Source organism: Serratia fonticola (genome assembly GCF_001006005.1).
Classification (GTDB): Bacteria; Pseudomonadota; Gammaproteobacteria; order Enterobacterales; family Enterobacteriaceae; genus Chania; species Chania fonticola.
The window spans coordinates 1076129-1098308 of record NZ_CP011254.1 but is presented as its reverse complement, the minus strand read 5'-3'; the positions used below and the strand labels follow the sequence as shown (position 1 = coordinate 1098308).

Annotated in this window: 16 protein-coding genes; 11 read left to right on the top strand and 5 right to left on the bottom strand. The window is 53.6% G+C overall.

Translation table 11 applies throughout. The features are described from left to right. From WN53_RS04740 to WN53_RS28915, 5 genes are all read left to right on the top strand, one after another. On the top strand, nucleotides 1-4071 hold the full coding sequence (locus WN53_RS04740; protein WP_024483704.1) for an RHS repeat-associated core domain-containing protein: 4071 nt from the start codon (nucleotides 1-3) through the stop codon (nucleotides 4069-4071). Nucleotides 4072-4074: 3 nt separating this feature from the next. Then, entirely contained in the window at nucleotides 4075-4419 is a 345-nt protein-coding gene (locus WN53_RS04735) for a hypothetical protein (RefSeq protein ID WP_024483703.1), read from the top strand. 62 nt (nucleotides 4420-4481) lie between these two features. After that, a complete protein-coding gene (locus tag WN53_RS26765; protein ID WP_024483702.1) occupies nucleotides 4482-5705 on the top strand; it encodes a tetratricopeptide repeat protein in 1224 nt (407 codons plus the stop codon). A 208-nt stretch (nucleotides 5706-5913) separates the two neighbouring features. Further along, a complete protein-coding gene (locus tag WN53_RS04725; protein ID WP_024483701.1) occupies nucleotides 5914-6585 on the top strand; it encodes a hypothetical protein in 672 nt (223 codons plus the stop codon). 105 nt (nucleotides 6586-6690) lie between these two features. Continuing rightward, nucleotides 6691-7089 carry a hypothetical protein gene (locus WN53_RS28915; RefSeq protein ID WP_024483700.1) on the top strand — a complete coding sequence of 133 codons (399 nt, stop codon included), beginning with the start codon at nucleotides 6691-6693 and terminating at the stop codon, nucleotides 7087-7089. A gap of 106 nt (nucleotides 7090-7195) precedes the next feature. On the opposite strand, the gene degS is transcribed toward WN53_RS28915, so the two are convergent. The 3 genes from degS to zapG all read right to left on the bottom strand — a co-directional run bounded on the left by degS (nucleotide 7196) and on the right by zapG (nucleotide 10315). After that, entirely contained in the window at nucleotides 7196-8254 is a 1059-nt protein-coding gene (degS, locus tag WN53_RS04715) for an outer membrane-stress sensor serine endopeptidase DegS (protein ID WP_024483699.1), read from the bottom strand. Between the two features lie 89 nt (nucleotides 8255-8343). Next, nucleotides 8344-9717 carry a serine endoprotease DegQ gene (degQ, locus tag WN53_RS04710; protein ID WP_024483698.1) on the bottom strand — a complete coding sequence of 458 codons (1374 nt, stop codon included), beginning with the start codon at nucleotides 9715-9717 and terminating at the stop codon, nucleotides 8344-8346. Between the two features lie 199 nt (nucleotides 9718-9916). Next, complete coding sequence (gene zapG / locus WN53_RS04705; RefSeq protein ID WP_024483697.1) at nucleotides 9917-10315, bottom strand: Z-ring associated protein ZapG; 399 nt, start codon at nucleotides 10313-10315, stop codon at nucleotides 9917-9919. Nucleotides 10316-10545: 230 nt separating this feature from the next. On the opposite strand from zapG, the gene zapE reads away from it, so the two are divergent. The 5 genes from zapE to sspB all read left to right on the top strand — a co-directional run bounded on the left by zapE (nucleotide 10546) and on the right by sspB (nucleotide 14348). Beyond that, nucleotides 10546-11676, top strand: a complete 1131-nt coding sequence (gene zapE / locus WN53_RS04700) for a cell division protein ZapE (RefSeq protein WP_024483696.1) — start codon at nucleotides 10546-10548, stop codon at nucleotides 11674-11676. 296 nt (nucleotides 11677-11972) lie between these two features. Beyond that, nucleotides 11973-12401: a 50S ribosomal protein L13 gene (rplM, locus tag WN53_RS04695; RefSeq protein WP_021180678.1), complete on the top strand. Its 429-nt coding sequence runs from the start codon at nucleotides 11973-11975 to the stop codon at nucleotides 12399-12401. Between the two features lie 15 nt (nucleotides 12402-12416). Next, nucleotides 12417-12809, top strand: coding sequence for a 30S ribosomal protein S9 (rpsI, locus tag WN53_RS04690; protein ID WP_024483695.1), 393 nt, complete (start codon nucleotides 12417-12419; stop codon nucleotides 12807-12809). A gap of 388 nt (nucleotides 12810-13197) precedes the next feature. Further along, nucleotides 13198-13839 carry a stringent starvation protein SspA gene (gene sspA / locus WN53_RS04685; protein WP_024483694.1) on the top strand — a complete coding sequence of 214 codons (642 nt, stop codon included), beginning with the start codon at nucleotides 13198-13200 and terminating at the stop codon, nucleotides 13837-13839. A gap of 5 nt (nucleotides 13840-13844) precedes the next feature. Next, nucleotides 13845-14348: a ClpXP protease specificity-enhancing factor gene (gene sspB / locus WN53_RS04680; RefSeq protein WP_037411554.1), complete on the top strand. Its 504-nt coding sequence runs from the start codon at nucleotides 13845-13847 to the stop codon at nucleotides 14346-14348. A 310-nt stretch (nucleotides 14349-14658) separates the two neighbouring features. On the opposite strand, the gene WN53_RS04675 is transcribed toward sspB, so the two are convergent. Further along, nucleotides 14659-16077 (bottom strand): glutamate synthase small subunit, encoded by a 1419-nt coding sequence (locus tag WN53_RS04675; protein WP_024483692.1) that lies wholly within the window; start codon nucleotides 16075-16077, stop codon nucleotides 14659-14661. A gap of 11 nt (nucleotides 16078-16088) precedes the next feature. Further along, nucleotides 16089-20549 (bottom strand): glutamate synthase large subunit, encoded by a 4461-nt coding sequence (gene gltB, locus WN53_RS04670; RefSeq protein WP_024483691.1) that lies wholly within the window; start codon nucleotides 20547-20549, stop codon nucleotides 16089-16091. A 695-nt stretch (nucleotides 20550-21244) separates the two neighbouring features. Between gltB and mnmL the strand changes: the two genes are divergently transcribed. Next, nucleotides 21245-22171, top strand: coding sequence for a tRNA modification radical SAM protein MnmL/YtqA (gene mnmL / locus WN53_RS04665; RefSeq protein ID WP_024483690.1), 927 nt, complete (start codon nucleotides 21245-21247; stop codon nucleotides 22169-22171). The last annotated feature ends 9 nt before the right edge of the window (nucleotides 22172-22180 follow it).

Here is a 22180-nt window from a genome sequence, read left to right as displayed (position 1 = left end):
ATGGCAAAGACACCTAAAATCACTCATCCTGCTAAAAATGCCCATGAGGTGCCAACAGGCAAAGGCATAATTTCCGATGTGAAAGAGATCATCGGTATGGCCAACGCACCTGAAGGGCACTCCGTGCTGGCAAAATCTCGGGCGGACGTTCCAATCAATCCCGAGGCGCAGGTTTCGGTGAGTCAGAAAGAACTGGGCCATATCGAAAATAATATTTCGGTGGGGGGTGGGCCAGTGCCGGTTAACAAAGTCGATATTGTTAGCTCCGCACCCAACCACAATGCGAGCGCGGTGACCCCCAATGGCAAGCCCTCTCAACCCGCCGAAGTGGCAGAGTTCCATGGCGATCCGGTGTCGTTGTTCTCCGGTGAGGAATTGCTGACCCTGACGGATTTCACTCTGCCCGGCGTTCTCCCCTTTGCCTGGCGGCGGCTCTATCGTACCAGCGCCGTAGAACAACGTGCTGGGATGGGGCCGGGCTGGACCCATAGCGCCAGCCCTTATCTATTCTTTTATCGTGATGGCCAGAGCCAGGAAGAGATCGTTTGGTTCTTCGACGATGAAAGCCGCGCCACCCGTTTCCTGCTGCCCACGCAGAAGGAAACGGTAGTCACCAACCGCGCAGGCGGCGGGGTGATTAGCTTGAAAATGGATGAGTTCGGCAACGAATACTGCGTCCAGTTTGCCGGGGGACAGGGCACCTACCATTTCCTACGCGACGGCGACATGGCTTGGTTGCGCTGCATTCGCGATCGCCACGACAACTCCGTTGACGTTAGTTACGACAGCGAAGGCCGTCTGGCTGCGATCGGGCACGACGATGCCCGGCTTTGTTTCAGCTATGACGACCCCGCGTACCCGAAAGGGATCAGCCAAGTGCTGTTGCAGGCACGCAATCCTGGCAGTACCAGCGCAGAGACTCACTGGCAACCCGGCGTGGTGGTGGCACACTACTGTTACAACGAACACCAGCAGCTGATTAGTGCCACCAACGCCGCTGGCGACACCGAGCATTACCGCTACCGCGACGATCATGTGATCCTCTGTCGTACACTGGCTGGCGGGGCTGAATTTCATTGGGAGTGGCAGGGGGAAGGTAAAGACGTTCGCTGCCTGCGTCAGTACGGCAACTTTGGTCAATTGGATACGCGTTACCATTGGGACGAGGCCAGCCACAGCGTCACGCTGACCCATCAGGATGGCAGCCAGCAACGTTACCGACACTCGGCACAGGCGCTACTGTTGCTGGAGAAAAACGCCGACGGCGCTGAAACCCACTATGAGTACAACGATGACGGTGCCTGCATTCGGGTCACCGATGCGCTGGGCTATCACACTGACTCGGTGTACGGTAATGACGGCTCGTTACAGTGTGTTATTACGCCGGATGGTCAAGTCACCAGCTATGACTGGCTGTTTGACCAGCTCTTTAGCCGGACGCAGGGTGTCGGTGACGAGGCGCAGATCTGGCGTTATACCTATTACCCTGATGGGGCATTAAAGAGCGAAACTGGCCCTGCGGGCACCACCACCCATTACAGCTACACGCCTCGTGGGCAAGTCAGCCAGATCCGCTTTCCTGATGGCAGCGAACAGCACCTGCAATGGGATACGTTGGGCCGTCTGCTCAGTGATACCTCGCCACAGGGCAGCCGCCAGTTACGCTATCAGGGGCTACAGACTCAGCCCAGTGAAGTGAAAGAGAACGACCAGATCACCCGCTACCAGTGGGATGAACTAGACCGGCTGATAAAAATCACCCATCCGGATGGTAGCACCCGGCAATATCAGTACAATGCCTATGGCAAAGTGACGCAACTCACCGATGAGGCCGGGCGCGTCACGCAATATCACTATGCAGCCCCCCTGCATCTGCTGACAGAGAAACGTCTGCCGGACGGCGGTAGCCTGCGTTATCGCTACGATAACGTACATCTGCAAGTCAGCGAGATTGAGAACCAACTGGGCGAAAAGTACCGGCTCGGTTACACCGGCAGTGGCCTGCTGAGTGAAGAGATCGGCTTCGACAACGTAAAAACCACCTATCACTATGACGCCTGTGGTCACCTAAGCGAAAAGCGCGAATACGGCAACGACCACCAAAGCCCGCCCTTCATCACGCAATACCAACGCGACCCGATAGGCCGCCTGACGCGTAAAATCCTGCCCGATGGCAAAGAGGAAGAATACCGTTACGACGAGGCAGGCCGTCTGAGCGAAGTGCTGGACGGTGAAAACCCGCTAGCCTGGCAATATGACGCCACTGGGCGTTTGGAGGCCGAACACCAGTCCTGGGCCACAATGCGTTACCGTTATGATGAAGACACGGGACGCCTGACCGGTATCAAACAGCCCAACGGGCAGTGGCAGGAGTTCCACTATCAGCACGGCAAACTGCAAGCCTCCAGCCTGGAAGGTCAACCGCTGACGGCGTACGGCTACGATCATCATCAGCGTCTGCAACAACTGCGCCAGGGCAATCGGCTGGTCAACAGCTTCCAGTATGACCCTCTGGGTCGATTGAGCCAGCACAGCCTGCGTGAGCCGGGCACAACACCGGAAGAGGATCGGCTCCACTGGCAACAGCAGTATGCCTATCAGGCGGATGGCGAACTGGCCAGCATTGAGGGTAATGATGCGCGGCAGTATCACTACAATGCTACCGGGGCGTTAACCTCGGTCAGCTACCTGAACCCGCAGTCGATTATTCCCCCAGCACGGCAACCTGTTCATCGTTTGCCACAGTTTCAACCCGCTGCCGCTGCAAAGGAACAGCACCATGCTAACCCGAACGAGAGCTTCCGTTGGGACCACCGTGGCAACCCTGTCAGCGATCTCCAACAGCATAGCGTACCGGGCAACCGGCTGGCGTTTTATGCCGATCGCCATTTTGAGTATGACCGTTTTGGTAACCTGACTGCGGAGCGGCGGGGTAAAGCACAGCGGTTGGTAACCCGCTATGAATATGATTGCCGCCATCGATTGATCCGTCATGAAACCCCAGACGGCAGCGTGAGCACCTATAGCTACGATGCCTTTAACCGTCGTCTGAGCAAAACCGTTAACGGCAAGCTGCTGGAGTTTGTCTGGCGTGGCAATCAACTGGTGGCAGAAACCGATGGTAAGGGCTATTGGCAGAGCTATCTGTATGAGCCGGGCAGCTATCGCCCAATGGCGCTGGTGGTAGGAGAACCTTCACGGGATCCAAAGGACAAGCCCCCAGCCATTTACTGGTATCAGAACGACCATCTGGGTACCCCTCACGAACTGACCGACTGGCATGGCAATTCGGTCTGGAAAGGCCGTTTCAGTGCTTTTGGGCAGATAAGGGAGGAATGGCAGGCAGAGGATGCGTCTGCGATTAATCAGCCACTGCGGTTCCAGGGGCAGTATGCGGATAAGGAGAGCGGGCTTTATTACAACCTGAACCGGTATTATGATCCGGGAGTTGGGCGATATCTGACGGCGGACCCGATTAAGCTGGCGGGTGGGTTGAATGCCTACCAATATGTTTACGGGAATCCAGCAAACTGGATAGATCCTACTGGTCTGACAGGAATGCCTAGAGCGCCGGGACAAATTTATAAAGATCCGGTAACGGGGGTAAATACTGTTCATATGGGTAATGGCCCGATAGGTCAATCAGATCTGGACAGGCTGGCTTTTGATACAGCAAAGGGGAAAAATATTTTTCATGAGGCGGAAGCTGCGATTGGGTTAGAAAAGGCTTACGGAGGAGTATTAGAGCGTATTCCCAGCACTGTTGATGCGAATGGTAAAACAATCCCTGATGCTGATTTTATTTTTGCAAGTGGGCCAATGCAAGGTAAAAAAATTGACTTTTTGTGGACGTTAGACAACCCAGGATCTGTTCAAAAAATGAACGAAATGTTTCAGAAACCTAAGTTCTTAAGGATGAATGAAGGGCAACTTTTAGGCCATCTGGAAAAGGCTGATATAGTTCCGTTGGATTATAGAAATCTTACACAAAATAATCAACAGATTGTAAATCAATGGATTTTAAAGTTGGAGTCAATCCAAAAGAGTCAAATTTTAATTATGAAGGATTAAACTATGAGTACCTTTTTTTATATAAGTGAAAGTCTAAATATTGGAATTCATTCAGGGGCATCCTATTGTATTCTAGAAGGGACAAGGAGTTTATTTGACTCTAACCATGAAGAATGTTTACGTGAAATATATGAAGGTTATGATGTTGGTATGGGGGGAGTAACTCTCGAAGAATTAGACGAGTGTTGTTACAACTATTTTTATCAAAAATGTAAAGCTGCTATGAATAGTTTCCCTGACAGCGAACATGCAGGTGGCATGGCACCCAATCTTATTGCTGGAATCATGGCTAAGTGGGGAGAGTTGCTAGAAATACTCCGAAAAGATCCACGTTACAAGGCTGGTTAAAAATTTCAGGGTGTAGAGGTTTTAAATCATCAAGTTCTGAAATTATAATTGTGAGGGATAACATGTTTTTGACTGTACGTCAGTTTTTTATTCTGGGGATTATCTTCCTATGGTGGTCTACCAGTGCTTTGGCAAGTTATGAAGAAGGGCGAAAAGCTTATGGCAATGGCAACTACGCTGAAGCATTAAAACAATTTCAGCCTTTGGCGCAACAAGGTGATGCGTATGCACAGCACAGTTTGGGCACTATGTATAGCAACGGTTATGGCGTAGCAAAAGACGATGTACAGGCGATAGAGTGGTATCGCAAAGCGGCAGAACAAGGTTTTTCTTATGCCCAATTTAACCTGGGAGTAATGTATGATTATGGTGCGGGCATTGCAGAGGATCTTGCGCAGGCAGTGGTTTGGTACCGCAAAGCGGCAGACCAGGGTTTGGCTGATGCCCAATATAGCCTCGGCGTAATGTACGCTACTGGCAGAGGTATCGCAAAGGATCATGTTCAGGCGATGGCTTGGTTCCATAAAGCAGCTAATCAAAAATTTGATAAAGCTCAATATGCCTTAGGTTACAAATATGCCAATGGTGACGGCGTGGAGAAAGATGAAGCTACGGCTGTATTCTGGCTTCGTAAGGCAGCCAATCAAGGTTATATTTCAGCAAAAAAAGCGCTTGAAGAAATAAAAGCGAAGGAGGATATGTCGATTACTCCATCCCTGCCTAAACCTACTGAGGTAAAGGCGGCCATTCAGCGAGCAGTGGATTTCATTGACATTGAGACCTTCGATGCGAAACTGTTGATTATAAGTAAATTGCGCGCTGCCGATGTGATCAATGTTCCTGGGTGTGTTTATGAAAGCAAGCGAAAAGTAAATTGCATTGTGCAACTGGATTTTGGCATGAATAATGTGATGTATATGCAACTTCCATTGGAGTATCGATATAGCCACTGGGAGGCTCCTATTTTGGAAAAGGTTGGGCAAGAAAATGTAGCCAATCCTTCCGTGCCATCTCCAACAGTTGAGCAAGCACAACAGGCGCTTGAAACATTTGCGAAAAATAAGACGGATGAAACGAGCGAACTTATAACCTCTGGCCTGCTAAAACTTGTATCAATCAAACAGGAATGTAAATTGAATGAGGATTACGGAACGGTGAAATGCAGTACACAAGTGTCAAAGTGTGATAAGAATAATCAGCAGGAAGGAATTCATGATTGGGACTTGGATTTTCACCTAAAAGGTAGTGAGTGGCAATATGGTCCATTGGAGAACACAGAGGGATAGTGCTAAAATTGATAAATACTGTGTGAATGCGCTTTGGTACCATGGTGTCTAGGCGATTTTACTTAATTTACGTTAGCTGAGTTATTGCAAGTAACATTATTTATGATATGTTTCAACTTAGAAAGTTATGTTTGTAATATTGGAAGGTAAGCAATAATTCATGATGTGAATTTTATTGTTGTAATTATCAATTAGGATGATACAAAGTATGAAAATTTTCCGCCACACTCTTGCGTTTTGCTCTCTGATGGTCGTGCCATTTATGGCGAGTGCAACCCCTTCTCTGCCTCAGCCTCAAGATGTTAAAACCGCCATCGAGCGTGCACTGGATTCGATAGAATTAGTGGAACCCACGTCTGGCAATCGAGAGGAAAGAAATCAATTTCTGATACAAAGATCATCCATCAAATCGATACGCTCTTCGGATGTGTTAAGCGTTCCTGGCTGTGTAATCGAAAGTGAGCAGAGCGTAAGTTGCATCATCGAAATGGACCGTGGCATGGGAAAGATAGGTTATATCAATGTGCCACTGGAGTACCAAAGCAAACGGTGGGAAGCGCCTTTCATGGTAAAGATTTTTGATAAAGAAGTAACGATGCCGGCTGTTCCGTCCCCAACTCTGGAGCAGGCCCAAAAAGCGATAATTCAATCTGCTGAAAATAGCGACGATGAAGGCGCCAAGCTGGTACAAACTGGCTTGCTTAAGCTCATCTCCATTCAGCCCAACTGTGAACTCGACTCTTATAATGGAAACATTATTTGCAAAGGTCAAATATCAAAGCAAGCAACAAAACAGCAGAAAGCTGAGATTATTGACGTGGACAGAATGCATTTCCATTTAAAAGGTAGTGCTTGGGTTTATGGTCGGGCACCGAGTTAAATATCTAGTTGATTTTATTTTGAGCGACTAATCCATTGATTTTTCGCTCAAGATGATTAGTTGGCTCTGATTTCCAAACGAAAAGAAACATTAGGTGACTAAACAATGGATTGCGAGCATAAAGTTATATCTATCAATCGCTCTGGCATCATGCAAACGGCAGATATTTATTATAGCAGAGGAAAAGACTGGTCTTTAAAAGTAGTCTTTAAAGACCAAACCGAGTATGAAGCGATCAGTAGTGATGTGTTTTCTTGTTTTTGCGAAATAAGAAATCATTTTTCTGATGTTGTGTTTATGTGCAAAGGTGCTAAACGTAATGTCTATCCTTCCAGTATGTGCAGAGATATGTCTGGCGGGTTGATTGCCTATGAATTCCATGAGGGCAAGCACGCGACATCAGAGGATATAGTTCCTATTTTCAATTTTGACGATGAAGATATAGTGTCCCCGGCAGAGCAAAAGCAGCATTTTTTATCTTGGGCACAATCTGAGCGATGCTGAGTTCTATATCATAACTGCGTTTAATACCGCTTCACCTGTTGCGCCATTAGACGCAGCCGTTAAGAACGAGTAATAAACCACCGTCTTGCTCGGGTGATCCCTGCTGTTAGTTATTATCCTCCGGGAATTCCCCCACCGCCATATGCAGCGTAATGCGTTGCCCATCGCGCAGCACTACCACCGGGATCTCCGTCCCAGGGCGGATCTCCGCCACCTGATCCATCGTCTCCAATACCGACACCGCCGGTTTGTTATCGACGTTAATGATGATGTCATTAATACGGAACCCCGCATTGGCGGCCGGGCCGTTAGGGGTAATTTCGGTCACGATGATCCCCTGCAGGCGATCGATGCCGGTCGTCGAGGTGCGCACCGGGATAATCTCTTTGCCCTGAATACCAAAGTAGCCGCGGATCACCCGGCCATCACGGATCAGCTTATCCATGATCTTGGTTGCCAGCTCTACCGGGATGGCAAAGCCTAATCCCTCTGGTGTTTCGCCATCGGTGATCTTGTCGTAGGTCAGCGTGTTGATGCCCATCAGCTCACCCAGGGAGTTAACCAGCGCACCGCCGGAGTTACCCCGGTTGATTGAAGCATCGGTTTGCAGGAAGGTTTGTCGCCCGGTGGTGCTCAGGCTGATACGCCCGGTGGCGCTGATAATACCCTGGGTAACGGTTTGCCCAAGGTTGTACGGGTTACCGATCGCCAGCGCCACATCACCGATGCGAGCGGGGCGTGCGGTATTGATTGGGATCACTGGTAAGTTGCCCGGATCGATTTTCAGCACGGCCAGGTCTGTCAGGCTATCGGAGCCGACCAATAACGCCTCATAGCGGCGGCCATCTTGCAGTACGGCGGTGATCTGCTGTGCGTCTTTGATCACGTGGCGGTTGGTAATGATGTAGCCGCGATCGTTCATGATCACACCGGAACCTAAAGAGAGCACGTTGGTCGCGCCGCTGATGTTGCGGTTGTAGATGTTGACGACGGCAGGGGCAGCCCGGCGCACGCCGGTGTTATAGCTGGCCGGCGTTTGATCGCTGGTATTCTCAGATTTGCTGGCGAATATGTTATTGGCGGAACGCAATACGGGCAGGGCGGCCAGCAGTATACCGGCAACGACCAAACCAATAACAATAGAACGCAAGAGCTTAGCAAACATAGAGTTTTAGTTAGTGTTGGGGAAGATGAACGGAGGATAGCACGAGTTAACCGGGCGCAGTATGCTGGCGCGCCCGGTTTCGCAACAAATTAACGCAGCAACAGATAAATGTTTTCGTCGCCACGTACGATGTTCAACGCCATCACCGCCGGTTTAGCCTCAAGCAGTTTACGCAGTGCGTTGATGTTTTCAACGCGCTGACGGTTGACGCCGATGATCACATCTCCTTTCTGCAGGCCAAACTGCGCCGCCGGAGTGCCTTTATCCACCTTGTCGATCTTCACGCCTTTATCACCATTTGGCAGCGCACCGTTGGTGAGGGAGGCACCTTGCAGCGCAGGCGACAGCGTTTCGGCATTGGTTGATACGCTTTCGCTGTTATCCAGGGTGACGGCAACCTCCATGGGTTTGCCTTCACGCAGCAGGCCTATTTTAACGGTAGTGCCCGGTGCGGTGGTGCCCACTTTGGCACGCAGCTCGGCAAAGCTGCTGATAGGCTTGCCATCCAGGGAGACCAAAATGTCGCCGGCTTTGATCCCGGCTTTGGCTGCGGCGGATTTTGGCATTACTTCACTGATAAAGGCTCCGCGTTGGGCATCCGTATTGAATGCTTTCGCCATATCGGCGGTCATTTCACTGCCTTTAATGCCCAGCAGGCCGCGCTTCACTTCGCCAAACTCAATCAACTGCTTGCTCAGGTTCTGTGCCATGTTACTTGGAATGGCGAAGCCGATACCGATGTTGCCGCCACCCGGAGCCAGGATTGCGGTGTTGATACCGATCAGCTCACCGTTCAGGTTCACCAGCGCGCCGCCGGAGTTGCCACGGTTGATGGAGGCATCGGTCTGGATGAAGTTTTCCAGCCCTTCCAGGCTCAGGCCGCTTCGGCCCAGTGCGGAGATGATGCCGGAGGTTGCCGTCTGACCAAGGCCGAACGGGTTACCGACGGCTACGGCGAAGTCACCAACACGCAGTTTGTCGGAGTCGGCGATTTTTACCGCCGTCAGGTTTTTGACATCGCTGACCTGCAGCAGGGCAATGTCAGACTGTTCGTCGCGACCAATCAGCTTGGCGTCATATTCGCGGCCATCATTGAGCTGTACGCTGATCTTGTCGGCGTTGTTGATGACGTGATTGTTGGTGAGGATGTAACCCTTCGCCGCGTCGATAATCACACCGGAACCCAGCCCCTCAAACGGGCGAGTGCTTTCCTTCGGTGTAGGCATGTTCGGGCCAAAGAAGAACTTAAACTGCTCTGGCAGCTGTGGCTGGCGTTGTACCTGAGTGCCTTCTACACGCACGCTAACGACGGCGGGCAGCACTTTTTCCAGCATCGGCGCCAGGCTTGGCAGTGACTCACCAGCAACGGCGGCAGGCATGGCTGCGTTGGCTGCCGGGAGGGAGGCAAATGCCAGGCTAATGCTCATTGCTAATGCACTAAGAATTAAAGATCTTTTCTTCATTGGTTATAGCTCTCTCAAAATCTGCCGGTGAAATTTTTTACGATACTGCCATAGCAATACCATTTGTGAAGTCTAGGACAATGAATTTACGCGAAAAGTTCACTTAATCGTCTAGAGTAAGCATAGTCAGGGCGGGGAATTAGGGACGAACAAAGTGAACAACCCGTGGGTTTTCCCCACGGGTCAGTATAACGGGGAATTAATTGCTGCGTGGTGCGCCGCGCAGCAGGCCAGATGCCCCTTCGGAGTAGTCACGAGGCATCTCCACCGGAGCCTGATCGTTATCCGCTTCCGATTCGGACAGACGGTAGCGGAACGGGTTGTCCTGCATCGGCAGATCCGGCAGCAGGTTATTGGAGCTTTTCGCCATATGTTGATACAGCTGGCGATAGTCGCGCGCCATGTTATCCAACAGTTCGGCACTGCGGGCAAAATGGCCAACCAACTCCTGACGGTACTCTTCAAGCTCGGTTTTGCTTTTATCCAGTTCGTTTTGCAGCACCTGCTGCTGACGTAATTTACTGTTACCAAAACGCATCGCTACCGCACCGATCACGATACCGACCACCAAACCAATCAGCGCATACTCCCAGGTCATGATGACTCCTATTTTGACTTCGTTGTTCCGCAGGGATTTTTCACTTAATAATATCCACTATAACCGTTAACCTTGTCCGAGTGGAATCCTGATAAGCCAATACCTGCAGTTTGCAGGGGTTTTCTTGGGGCACAACGCCGATAAATGTGGCGATCAGGGTGCGAAGCGGCTGCCATCCGCCGCGAAAATTGGATAAATAAATTCTCAGCGTTGTTAGGGATTGCGAATACATGCAGGCACAGTCACCGTTATCACGCTACCAGCAGGCGCTGGATGCGGGGGAATATCAGGCCGATGCGGTTCAGCGCCAGGCCGTTACGCAGTTGGATCAGATTTATCTGGCGTTGCAGCAGCTCCCGGCTCCTGCCGCCGCTAACGCTGGCAAGCGCCGTAACCTGCTTAGCCGCTGGTTAGGTAAGAGTGAGGAAGCCACCACGCAGCGGCCGGTACAGGGGCTGTATATGTGGGGCGGCGTTGGCCGGGGTAAAACCTGGTTGATGGACCTGTTTTTCCACAGCCTGCCCGGCGATCGCAAGCTGCGGCTGCACTTTCACCGCTTTATGCTGCGGGTGCACGAAGAGCTGACGGAGCTGCAAGGGCAGGAAAACCCGCTGGAGATCGTTGCGGACGGTTTCAAGGCGCAAACGGACGTGCTGTGTTTTGACGAGTTCTTTGTCTCCGACATCACCGACGCCATGCTGCTGGCAACGTTGTTGCAGGCGCTGTTCGCTCGCGGTATTACTCTGGTGGCTACCTCTAACATTATTCCGGACAACCTGTATCGTAACGGGTTGCAACGCGCACGCTTTCTACCGGCGATCGATTTGATCAACGAGTATTGCGACGTGATGAACGTGGATGCGGGCATTGATTACCGGTTACGTACCCTGACGCAGGCCCATCTGTATCTGACCCCGCTCAATCAGCAAACGCAGGACACGATGGACCACATCTTCCTCAAGCTGGCGGGCCACGCCGGGGAAGAGGCTCCGGTGCTGCAAATCAATCACCGGCCAATGCCTACCTTGCGCGCGGTGGAGGGGGTATTGGCGATCGATTTTCATACCCTGTGTGAAGAGCCGCGTAGTCAACTGGATTACATCGCGCTTTCACGCCTCTATCACAGCGTAATGCTGTATAATGTGCACATTATGGGGCCGCTGAAGGAAAACACCGCCCGCCGTTTCCTGGCGCTGGTGGATGAATTCTATGAGCGCCACGTCAAACTGGTGATCGCCGCCGAAGCCTCGATGTTCGAGATCTACCAGGGCGAACAGCTGAAGTTCGAGTTTCAGCGTTGCCTGTCCCGCCTGCAGGAGATGCAGAGCGAGGAGTATCTGAAGCTGCCTCATCTGCCGTAAACGGCGTTCGGGCCTGGCTTTCAGGCCCAGTTTCATCCCCGATTATCGTCGCCAAATAGGTCCCCAGCGCTAAATCCGTTTTCCCGGTAAAAACAGGTCGACCTTTGTGAGCGACTTCTCTATAATCTTGCGACCCCACGTTACAACAAAGTTTTTTTCCCAAAACTTTGTATAGTGCCGGCAATGGCTATTCGAAGGGGTAGGTTTGCTGGACTTGTATGGTCGTGTGAGCCTCAACTGTTTTCGAGCGTTGGGTGAACACCTACGTGTAACTAAATTATTGGGTAAGCTTTCTAATGAAAACTTTTACAGCTAAACCAGAAACCGTAAAACGTGACTGGTATGTTGTTGATGCAGACGGTAAAACTTTAGGCCGTCTCGCTACTGAACTGGCTCGTCGTCTGCGCGGCAAGCATAAAGCGGAATACACCCCGCACGTTGATACCGGTGACTACATCATCGTTCTGAACGCAGAAAAAGTTGCTGTAACCGGCAACAAGCGTACAGACAAGGTGTATTACCACCACACCGGCCACATCGGTGGTATCAAGCAAGCGACCTTTGAAGAGATGATTGCCCGCCGTCCTGAGCGCGTGATTGAAATCGCGGTTAAAGGCATGCTGCCAAAGGGTCCGTTGGGTCGTGCAATGTTCCGTAAACTGAAAGTTTACGCGGGCACCGAGCACACTCACGCGGCACAGCAACCGCAAGTTCTTGACATCTAATCGGGATTATAGGCAATGGCTGAAAATCAATACTACGGCACTGGTCGCCGCAAAAGCTCCGCCGCTCGCGTTTTTATCAAGCCGGGCAGTGGTAACATCGTTATTAACCAGCGCAGCCTGGAACAGTACTTCGGTCGCGAAACTGCCCGCATGGTAGTTCGTCAACCGCTGGAACTGATCGACATGGTTGGCAAATTCGATTTGTACATCACCGTTAAAGGTGGTGGCATCTCTGGTCAAGCTGGCGCTATCCGTCACGGTATCACCCGTGCACTGATGGAGTACGACGAGACTCTGCGTGGTGAATTGCGTAAAGCTGGCTTCGTCACTCGTGACGCGCGTAAAGTTGAGCGTAAGAAAGTCGGTCTGCGTAAAGCACGTCGCCGTCCGCAGTTCTCCAAGCGTTAATTTTTTCTGCTTCGGCAGAACGATTTACGCGAAAAACCCGCCTCTTCGGCGGGTTTTTTTATGCCTGCAATAAGATTAAACTTCATATAAATCAGTTTGTTAGGTGATAAAGCGACGCATAATCACCACAAAACAGTCAAAATCTGGTAAACTATCATCCACTTTTGCGCCTGTTCGCCGTGCAGTGCTGTCAGTCTACCTCCGAGGCCGTTTTCCAGACCTAAGGTTTATCTGTGAGCTGCGGGCTTGCGGTCACGATTATTCAGGATAGCAGCCTGAGATACCCAATCAATTTCACGTCGTAGCCAGGCGGCAACAACGCAATGGCTCGTGGAGTGATGGATATTTTGGCTATTCGCCGTATTTTCTAGATAACTTGGAGGTTTTCATGGCTGTCGCTGCCAACAAACGTTCGGTAATGACGCTGTTCTCTGGCCCGACCGACATCTTTAGCCATCAAGTACGTATCGTACTGGCGGAAAAAGGCGTCAGCGTCGAGATCGAGCAGGTAGAACCCGATAATCTGCCGCAGGATCTGATCGACCTCAACCCATACCAGACGGTACCGACGCTGGTCGATCGCGAGCTGACGCTGTATGAATCCCGTATCATCATGGAATACCTTGATGAGCGTTTCCCTCATCCGCCGTTGATGCCGGTGTATCCGGTGGCACGTGGTGAAAGCCGTCTGATGATGCTGCGTATCGAGAGAAACTGGTATACGCTGATGTACAAAATCGAGCAGAGCAACGGCCAGGAAGCTGAATCAGCACGCCGTCAACTGCGCGAAGAGCTGCTGGCGATTGCGCCAATCTTCGGCCAGACCCCGTATTTCATGAGCGAAGAGTTCAGCCTGGTAGACTGCTACCTGGCCCCGCTGCTGTGGCGTTTGCCGCAACTGGGTATCGAACTGAGCGGTGCCGGCTCCAAAGAGCTGAAAGGCTACATGACCCGCGTCTTCGAGCGTGATGCATTCCTGGCCTCTCTGACCGAAGCCGAGCGCGAAATGCGCCTGCAGACTCGGGGCTAAGCATCATGGATATGTCTCAGATGACCCCGCGCCGTCCTTATCTTTTGCGGGCATTCTATGACTGGCTGTTGGATAACCAACTGACTCCGCACCTGGTCGTAGACGTAATGCGCCCAGACGTGCAGGTTCCGATGGAATTTGCACGCGATGGTCAGATTGTGCTGAACATTGCTCCGCGTGCCGTAGGCAACCTGCAACTGGGCGACGACGAAGTGACCTTCAACGCGCGCTTTGGTGGCGTACCTCGTCAGGTGCTGGTGCCAATGGCGGCCGTGCTGGCGATTTATGCACGGGAGAACGGGGCTGGTACCCTGTTTGAACCGGAAGCCAAGTATGAAGATGAAGGGGCTTTCGAGGGGCTGGAAGAGGTGTCTAACCCTACGAGTAGTCTGATGTCAGTGGTTGATAGCGATCGTCAGGATAGCTTGGAAGACGACAACGGCCCTGATGATGAACCGCCACAGCCGCCACGCGGTGGTGGCCGTCCGGCGTTGCGTGTCGTGAAGTAAGCTACGGCGGGCAGGGAAAAAGGTGCAACTCAGGTTGCGCCTTTTTTATTGCCTGTAGATTGGGGGGATATCTAGGCCGCTGAGTCGTTGTTTCCCCTCACCCCAACCCTCTCCCAAAGGGCGAGGGGGCTGGCCGGAGCACGTAGTCAGCCCGTGCAACTTTGGCAAGTAGGGAATTAAAACAAGCAAGGCAAGGTATTACGCAGAAAAACTAGCGAACTCGATCGGTTCCCTCTCCCTGTGGGAGAGGGTTAGGGTGAGGGGCATCACCTGAAGCATGACGCCACCTCTAGCCCTCAACCGATATAAATCACACTTCCAGATAACACATGATGCCTTCGGCAGCTTTGCGCCCTTCGGCAATTGCGGTAACCACCAGATCGGAACCGCGAACCGCATCGCCACCGGCGAAGATTTTCGGGTTGCTGGTCTGGAAGGCGTTATCGACCGATTCCGGTGCCACGATGCGGCCCTGCTTGTCCAACTGCACGTCGTGTGCGGCCAACCAGTCCATCTGGTGCGGGCGGAAGCCAAAGGCCATCACCACCGCATCGGCGTCAATCACGTGCTCGGATCCAGGTACCTGCTCGGCAATCTGGCGGCCATTGGCATCCGGGGCACCCAACTGAGTACGCACCATCTTGACGCCAGCGACGCGCCCTGCGCTATTAAGCTCAATGCTCAACGGTTGCAGGTTGAACTGGAACTCGACCCCTTCCTCGCGCGCATTCTTCACTTCGCGTTTGGAACCCGGCATGTTCGCTTCATCCCGGCGATAGGCACAGATGACCTGAGTCGCGCCTTGACGAATAGAGGTGCGTACGCAGTCCATGGCGGTGTCACCACCACCCAGTACTACCACACGCTTGCCTTCCATGCTGACATACGGCTCGTGCTGCTCTGGCTGGTAGCCCATCAGCTGCTTGGTGTTGGCGATCAGGAACGGCAGCGCATCGTACACGCCCGGTGCCTCTTCGTTCTCCAATCCACCACGCATCGATTGATAGGTACCTACGCCGAGGAACACCGCATCGTATTCGCTCAGCAGCGCATCCATGGTGATGTCTTTACCGACTTCGGTATTGAGCTGGAACTCGATACCCATCTCGCTGAAGATGCCGCGGCGTTTTACCATCACCTCTTTTTCCAGCTTAAAGGCCGGGATACCGAAGGTCAGCAAACCGCCGATCTCTGGATGACGATCGTAAACCACTGCTTTCACGCCGTTACGGGTCAATACGTCGGCACAGGCCAGGCCCGCCGGGCCAGCGCCAATAACGGCTACCCGCTTACCGGTTGGGTGCACGTGAGACATATCCGGCTTCCAGCCCATCTCGATGGCTTTATCGCTGATGTAACGCTCGATATTGCCAATGGTCACTGCACCAAACTCGTCGTTCAGGGTGCAAGAGCCTTCACACAGGCGATCTTGTGGACAAACACGGCCACACACTTCCGGCAGGCTATTGGTCTGGTGTGCCAGATCCGCCGCCTCCATGATGCGGCCTTCATTCGCCAGCTTCAGCCAGTTCGGAATATAGTTGTGAACCGGGCATTTCCATTCGCAATAGGGGTTGCCGCAGGACAGGCAACGGTCGGCCTGCGATTTCGCCTGGGTTTCCGAAAAGGGTTCATAGATCTCTACAAACTCAATTTTGCGGATCTTCAGCGGTTTCTTTGGCGGATCAACGCGCTGCAGGTCGATAAATTGATAAACGTTCTGACTCATTCAATGACCCCTTACTGCGCCTGAACCCGCAGCTCGGCTGCGGAACGACTACGGTGACCCAACAATGCTTTGACATCACTGGACTTCGGTTTGACCAGCGCAAACTTCGGCGCCCATACCGGCCAGTTAGCCAAGATCTCTTCTGCCCGTGATGAACCGGTCAGTTGCACATGCTCGGTGATCAAACCACGCAGGTGCTCTTCATGGATCGCCAGTTGATCGACGTCCAGCACTTCCACCAGTTCCGGGTTGACGCGTTTGCGGAACTCGCCGTCTTCATCCAGTACATAGGCGAAGCCGCCGGTCATGCCCGCACCAAAGTTGATGCCGGTCTTGCCCAAGACGCAGACGATGCCACCGGTCATGTATTCACAGCCGTTATCGCCAATGCCTTCAACCACGGTAATTGCCCCGGAGTTACGCACGGCGAAACGCTCCCCGGCACGGCCTGCGGCGAACAGCTTGCCACCGGTTGCGCCATACAGACAGGTGTTGCCGATGATGCTGGCCTCGTGGCTGCGGAAGGCAGAGCCCACCGGAGGACGCACGGCGATACGGCCACCGGCCATCCCTTTACCAACGTAGTCGTTGGCATCGCCGGTCAGGGTCAGCTCAACGCCGCCGGCATTCCATACGCCGAAGCTCTGGCCTGCGGTACCGGAGAAATGCGCCTTGATCGGATCGGCTGCCATCCCTTGGTCGCCATGCAGTGTGGCAATGGCCCCTGACAAGGTCGCGCCGACGGAACGATCGGTGTTACGAATATCGAAATAGAAGGTCTTGCTGTGCTTGGCCTCGATGTGCGGTTGCGCCTGTGCCATCAATTCCTTGTTCAGCACGCCCTGATCGAACGGCGGGTTGCTGCTTTCGGTACAGTGCAGGGCTTTGCCCGCGTGTGGCGTGGCGGTTTTCAGCAACGGCGACAGATCCAGCTTGTTCTGCTTGGCGGAGATCCCGTCGAGCTCGGTCAGGAACTCGGTGCGGCCAATCAGATCGACCAGTTGGCTGACACCCAACGTAGCCATGATCTCGCGGGTTTCCCGAGCGATAAACTGGAAGTAGTTGGTCACACGCTCTGGCAGGCCGTGATAGTGATCGCGGCGCAGTTTTTCATCTTGAGTTGCTACGCCGGTCGCGCAGTTGTTCAAGTGGCAGATACGCAGGTATTTACAGCCCAGCGCCACCATCGGACCGGTGCCGAAGCCGAAGCTCTCTGCACCCAGAATGGCAGCTTTTACAATGTCGACACCGGTTTTCAGGCCACCATCCACCTGCAGGCGGATCTTGTGGCGCAGGCCGTTGGCCACCAGTGCCTGCTGAGTTTCCACCAGGCCAAGCTCCCATGGGCAGCCAGCATATTTAACTGAAGATAACGGGCTTGCACCGGTGCCGCCGTCGTAACCGGCAATGGTGATCAGGTCGGCATAGGCTTTCGCTACGCCGGTGGCAATGGTGCCCACGCCCGGCTCGGAAACCAGCTTCACCGAAATCATCGCTTTCGGGTTCACCTGTTTCAGATCGAAAATCAGCTGTGCCAGATCTTCAATCGAATAGATATCGTGATGCGGTGGAGGCGAGATTAGGGTAACGCCCGGCACCGAATAACGCAGTTTGGCGATATACGGCGTGACCTTATCGCCAGGCAACTGACCGCCTTCGCCCGGCTTGGCACCTTGGGCGACCTTAATCTGGATCACGTCGGCGTTCACCAGATAGGCTGGCGTCACGCCGAAGCGGCCAGAGGCCACCTGCTTGATACGGGACACCTTGTTGGTGCCGTAGCGCGCCGGATCTTCACCGCCTTCACCGGAGTTGGAGAAACCGCCCAGGCTGTTCATGGCAATCGCCAGCGACTCATGGGCTTCCGGGCTGAGTGCCCCGATGGACATGGCGGCGGTATCGAAGCGTTTGAACAGCGATTCGGCTGGCTCAACTTGATCGACCGGGATCGGCGTGCCTTTCGGTGTGATCGCCAGCAGATCGCGCAGTGTGGCAATCGGGCGCTCATTCACCAGCTTGGCATAAGCCTGGTAATCGCTGTATTCACCGCTGTGCACCGCTTTTTGCAGCGAGTTCACCACGTCTGGGTTATACGCATGGTATTCACCATTGTGGACGAACTTCAGCAGGCCACCTTGATCCAGCGGCTTGCGTTTCAGCCAGGCGCGTTTGGACAGGTTTTGCAGATCCTGCTGGAAGTCGCTGAAGCTGGCACCGCCGATGCGGCTGACCACGCCCTGGAAACAGAGATCGGACAGGTCACGGTGCAGGCCAACGGCTTCAAACAGTTTGGAACAGCGGTAAGAGGCGATAGTCGAGATGCCCATTTTGGACATGATCTTGTACAGCCCTTTATTGATGCCGTTGCGGTAGTTGAGCATCACGTCGCGGTATTTCTTGTCGATCGCCTGGCTGTCGACCAGCTTGGCCAGCGTTTCGTAGGCCAGATACGGGTAGACGGCGGTGGCACCAAAGCCCAGCAACACGGCGAAGTGATGCGGGTCGCGGGCGCTGGCGGTTTCAACGATGATGTTGGCATCGCAGCGCAGGTTCTTGTCCACCAGGCGGGTCTGGATTGCCCCCACCGCCATTGGCGCCGGTACCGGCAAACGCTGGTTGCTGATGGCACGGTCGGACAGGACCAGCAACACTGCGCCGTCACGGACTTTGCGTTCCGCTTCGTCGCACAGGGCATGGATGGTCTGCTCCAGATCCTGCTCCGCCGGATCGAAGGTCAGATCGAGGGTGTCGGCACGGTAATATTCGCCTTCCAGCGTCGTGAGCTGCTTGAAGTCTGAATACAGCAGGATTGGCGATTTGAAGCTCAGGCGGTGAGCCTGGCCTTCGGCTTCGCAGAATACGTTCATCTCGCGGCCGATGCTGGTGGCCAGAGACATGACGTGGGCTTCACGCAGCGGATCGATCGGCGGGTTGGTGACCTGAGCGAACTGCTGGCGGAAGTAGTCATAAATAATGCGCGGACGGCTGGAAAGCACGGCGAACGGGGTATCGTCACCCATCGAACCGGTGGCTTCCTGGCCGATCTCGCCCAGTACGCGGATCACCTGGTCTAGCTCTTCGCTGCTGTAGCCGAACTGCTTCTGGTAGGTTTCCAGCGTGGCGTCATCCAGCTCGCGGCTACCCACCTGATCTTCCGGCAGGTCTTCGAACGGCACCAGACGCTTAACGTTCTTCTCCATCCACTCTTTATACGGGTGGCGGCTTTTCAGGTCGTTGTCGGTTTCGGCGGAGTGCAGGATCTTGCCGCTGCGGGTGTCGATCACCATCAGCTCGCCAGGCCCAACGCGGCCTTTTTCGATGACTTCATCCGGCTGGTAATCCCAGATGCCGACTTCTGAGGCACAGGTGATCAGCTTGTCTTTGGTGATGACGTAGCGCGCCGGACGCAGACCGTTACGGTCCAGGTTACAGGCGGCGTAGCGGCCATCGGACATCACGATGCCTGCCGGGCCGTCCCACGGCTCCATGTGCATCGAGTTGAAGTCAAAGAAGGCGCGCAGATCGGTGTCCATATCCGGGTTGTTCTGCCAGGCTGGTGGCACCAGCAAACGCATGGCACGGATCAGATCCATACCGCCTGCCAGCAACAGCTCCAGCATGTTATCCAGTGAGCTGGAGTCGGAGCCGGTTTCGTTAACGAAAGGTGCGGCGGCCTGCAAATCCGGGATCAGCGGGGTCTGGAACTTGTAGGTACGCGCACGTGCCCACTGGCGGTTACCGGTGATGGTGTTGATCTCACCGTTGTGCGCCAGATAGCGGAACGGCTGTGCCAAAGGCCAGCGCGGCACGGTATTGGTTGAGAAGCGCTGGTGGAACAGGCAGATGGCCGATTCCAGCCGCAGATCGGCCAGATCCAGATAGAAGCGTGGCAGATCGGCTGGCATGCACAGACCTTTGTAGATCGTCACCAGGTTGGAGAAACTGCACACATAGAAGCTGTCGTCCTGGACGCGCTTCTCGATACGGCGACGGGCCACAAACAGGCGGCGTTCCATATCACGTGGACGCCAGCCCGCAGGGGCGTTCACGAAAATCTGTTCAATACGCGGCAGGGAAGAGAGGGCGATCTCACCCAGAACGTCCGGGTTGGTAGGAACTTCGCGCCAGCCGACGATCGACAGCGTTTCGTTCTGCAGCTCTTCTTCAACAATGCGGCGGCTGGCACGGGCTTCCTCTTCGTTCTGGCTGAGGAACATCATGCCAACGGCGTAGTTCTTGGCTAAACGCCAGCCGCGCTCTTCCGCCACCATGCGGAAAAAGCGATCGGGCTTTTGCAATAACAGGCCGCAACCGTCGCCAGTCTTGCCGTCAGCAAGAATTGCACCACGGTGTTGCATACGGGCCAGTGCGTGAATAGCGGTCCTCACCACTTTGTGGCTAGGTTCGCCTTCTATGTGGGCGATCAGGCCGAAACCACAGTTGTCCCTCTCATGGGATTTATCGTACAGCATATCAGTGAACCTCCCCAGGCTCTGTGTGACTCTTACAACCCACTGCGAAGGGCCTGCTCAATTTCAGGCAGAAGTCCAATCAGCAAGGTTAATATCGCCAATCTGCTTTTCCGCCCTCCATCAATGGCCTCTCGTGACGGTTCTCACAAGTGGTAAATGACTTGTTTTAAGAGGGAGTCTTAAATTACTGCATAATTATGACGAGACGTTTGCCCGTCCAGAAAGCTTCCAGCGGACCTCCAACTTAGCGAGAAAGAATACGCAGGTCAAATATGGGCTTAACAGGGATTTCGATGGCTTGCATGAGGTTTATGATGATGAAAAATAAGTTTTTTCAGACGATTTCGGCTCGATGGAAAGGCAGGGGGAGTGCCGCAAAAATGTGAGCTGTCTCACTATAGTGCAATGCCTGAATCTCTGCACCATGCTAGTGCTGGCGGCAATGTCGGAATTTTATGCTGGGAAATTTATATTTATTGTTGTTTATAACTATTTTTCATCGCTTTGTCATAAAGCTGTTAACAGTGCGCTGAGGATTAGAAACTTTCATCGAGATAAAAATGATTTTATTTGCACTAATAATGAATAGTTATGCCTTCGGCGGCCTTTGGGGAAAAGCGTTGATCCCTGTCATCGCGGGAAAAGCCGTTTCTTATTAGCATAACGGCCTTCAAACACAGAGAGACACCAAGATTATGCAGTTGCCGCAATTAGTCAATATGTTTGGTAGCGATCTTCAGCGCCGTTATGGGGAGAAGATCCACAAACTCACGCTGCACGGTGGGTTTAGCTGCCCAAACCGCGACGGCACGCTGGGGCGCGGCGGCTGTACTTTCTGCAACGTGGCCTCTTTTGCCGATGAACAGATGCAGCAGCAAAGCATTGCGGAGCAACTGGCCATTCAGGCGCAGAAGGTTAACCGGGCCAAGCGCTATCTGGCCTATTTCCAGGCCTATACCAGCACCTATGCCGAAGTTGAACTGTTGGCCAACATGTACCAACAGGCGCTGACGCAGGCTGAGATGGTAGGCATCTGTGTCGGCACCCGGCCAGATTGCGTGCCGGAAGCGGCGCTCGATCTGCTGGCAGGCTACCGTGAACAGGGCTTCGAGGTGTGGCTGGAGCTGGGGCTGCAAACGGCGCACGATAAAACACTAAAGCGCATCAACCGTGGCCACGACTTCTCCTGTTACCAGCAGACCAGCCGTCTGGCGCGGGAACGCGGCCTGAAGGTATGCAGCCATCTGATCGTTGGCCTGCCCGGAGAGACTCATCAACACCATTTGGCCACGCTGCAAGCGGTGGCTGAGAGCGGGGTAGACGGCATCAAACTGCACCCGCTGCATATCGTCACCGGTAGCACCATGGCGCGAGCCTGGCAGGCAGGGCGTTTGCCCGAGCTGTCGCTGGAGGATTACGCATTCAGCGCCGGGGAAATGATCCGCCATACGCCGAAGGAGATTATCTACCACCGCATCTCGGCCAGCGCCCGTCGCCCCACCCTGTTGGCACCATTATGGTGCGAAAACCGTTGGAACGGCATGCAGGCCGTCGGCGGCTATCTTCAGCGGCATGGTGGCCAGGGTTCGGCTTTGGCCACAGACCAGCAATACCTGCCTTAAAACCCCGTT

What these genes read in the sequence shown, in the direction of transcription:
- WN53_RS04740 (WP_024483704.1), top strand. Translation starts at nt 1, where the DNA reads ATGGCAAAGACACCTAAAATCACTCATCCTGCTAAAAATGCCCATGAG.
- WN53_RS04735 (WP_024483703.1), top strand. Translation starts at nt 4,075, where the DNA reads ATGAGTACCTTTTTTTATATAAGTGAAAGTCTAAATATTGGAATTCAT.
- WN53_RS26765 (WP_024483702.1), top strand. Translation starts at nt 4,482, where the DNA reads ATGTTTTTGACTGTACGTCAGTTTTTTATTCTGGGGATTATCTTCCTA.
- WN53_RS04725 (WP_024483701.1), top strand. Translation starts at nt 5,914, where the DNA reads ATGAAAATTTTCCGCCACACTCTTGCGTTTTGCTCTCTGATGGTCGTG.
- WN53_RS28915 (WP_024483700.1), top strand. Translation starts at nt 6,691, where the DNA reads ATGGATTGCGAGCATAAAGTTATATCTATCAATCGCTCTGGCATCATG.
- degS (WP_024483699.1), bottom strand. Translation starts at nt 8,254, where the DNA reads ATGTTTGCTAAGCTCTTGCGTTCTATTGTTATTGGTTTGGTCGTTGCC.
- degQ (WP_024483698.1), bottom strand. Translation starts at nt 9,717, where the DNA reads ATGAAGAAAAGATCTTTAATTCTTAGTGCATTAGCAATGAGCATTAGC.
- zapG (WP_024483697.1), bottom strand. Translation starts at nt 10,315, where the DNA reads ATGACCTGGGAGTATGCGCTGATTGGTTTGGTGGTCGGTATCGTGATC.
- zapE (WP_024483696.1), top strand. Translation starts at nt 10,546, where the DNA reads ATGCAGGCACAGTCACCGTTATCACGCTACCAGCAGGCGCTGGATGCG.
- rplM (WP_021180678.1), top strand. Translation starts at nt 11,973, where the DNA reads ATGAAAACTTTTACAGCTAAACCAGAAACCGTAAAACGTGACTGGTAT.
- rpsI (WP_024483695.1), top strand. Translation starts at nt 12,417, where the DNA reads ATGGCTGAAAATCAATACTACGGCACTGGTCGCCGCAAAAGCTCCGCC.
- sspA (WP_024483694.1), top strand. Translation starts at nt 13,198, where the DNA reads ATGGCTGTCGCTGCCAACAAACGTTCGGTAATGACGCTGTTCTCTGGC.
- sspB (WP_037411554.1), top strand. Translation starts at nt 13,845, where the DNA reads ATGGATATGTCTCAGATGACCCCGCGCCGTCCTTATCTTTTGCGGGCA.
- WN53_RS04675 (WP_024483692.1), bottom strand. Translation starts at nt 16,077, where the DNA reads ATGAGTCAGAACGTTTATCAATTTATCGACCTGCAGCGCGTTGATCCG.
- gltB (WP_024483691.1), bottom strand. Translation starts at nt 20,549, where the DNA reads ATGCTGTACGATAAATCCCATGAGAGGGACAACTGTGGTTTCGGCCTG.
- mnmL (WP_024483690.1), top strand. Translation starts at nt 21,245, where the DNA reads ATGCAGTTGCCGCAATTAGTCAATATGTTTGGTAGCGATCTTCAGCGC.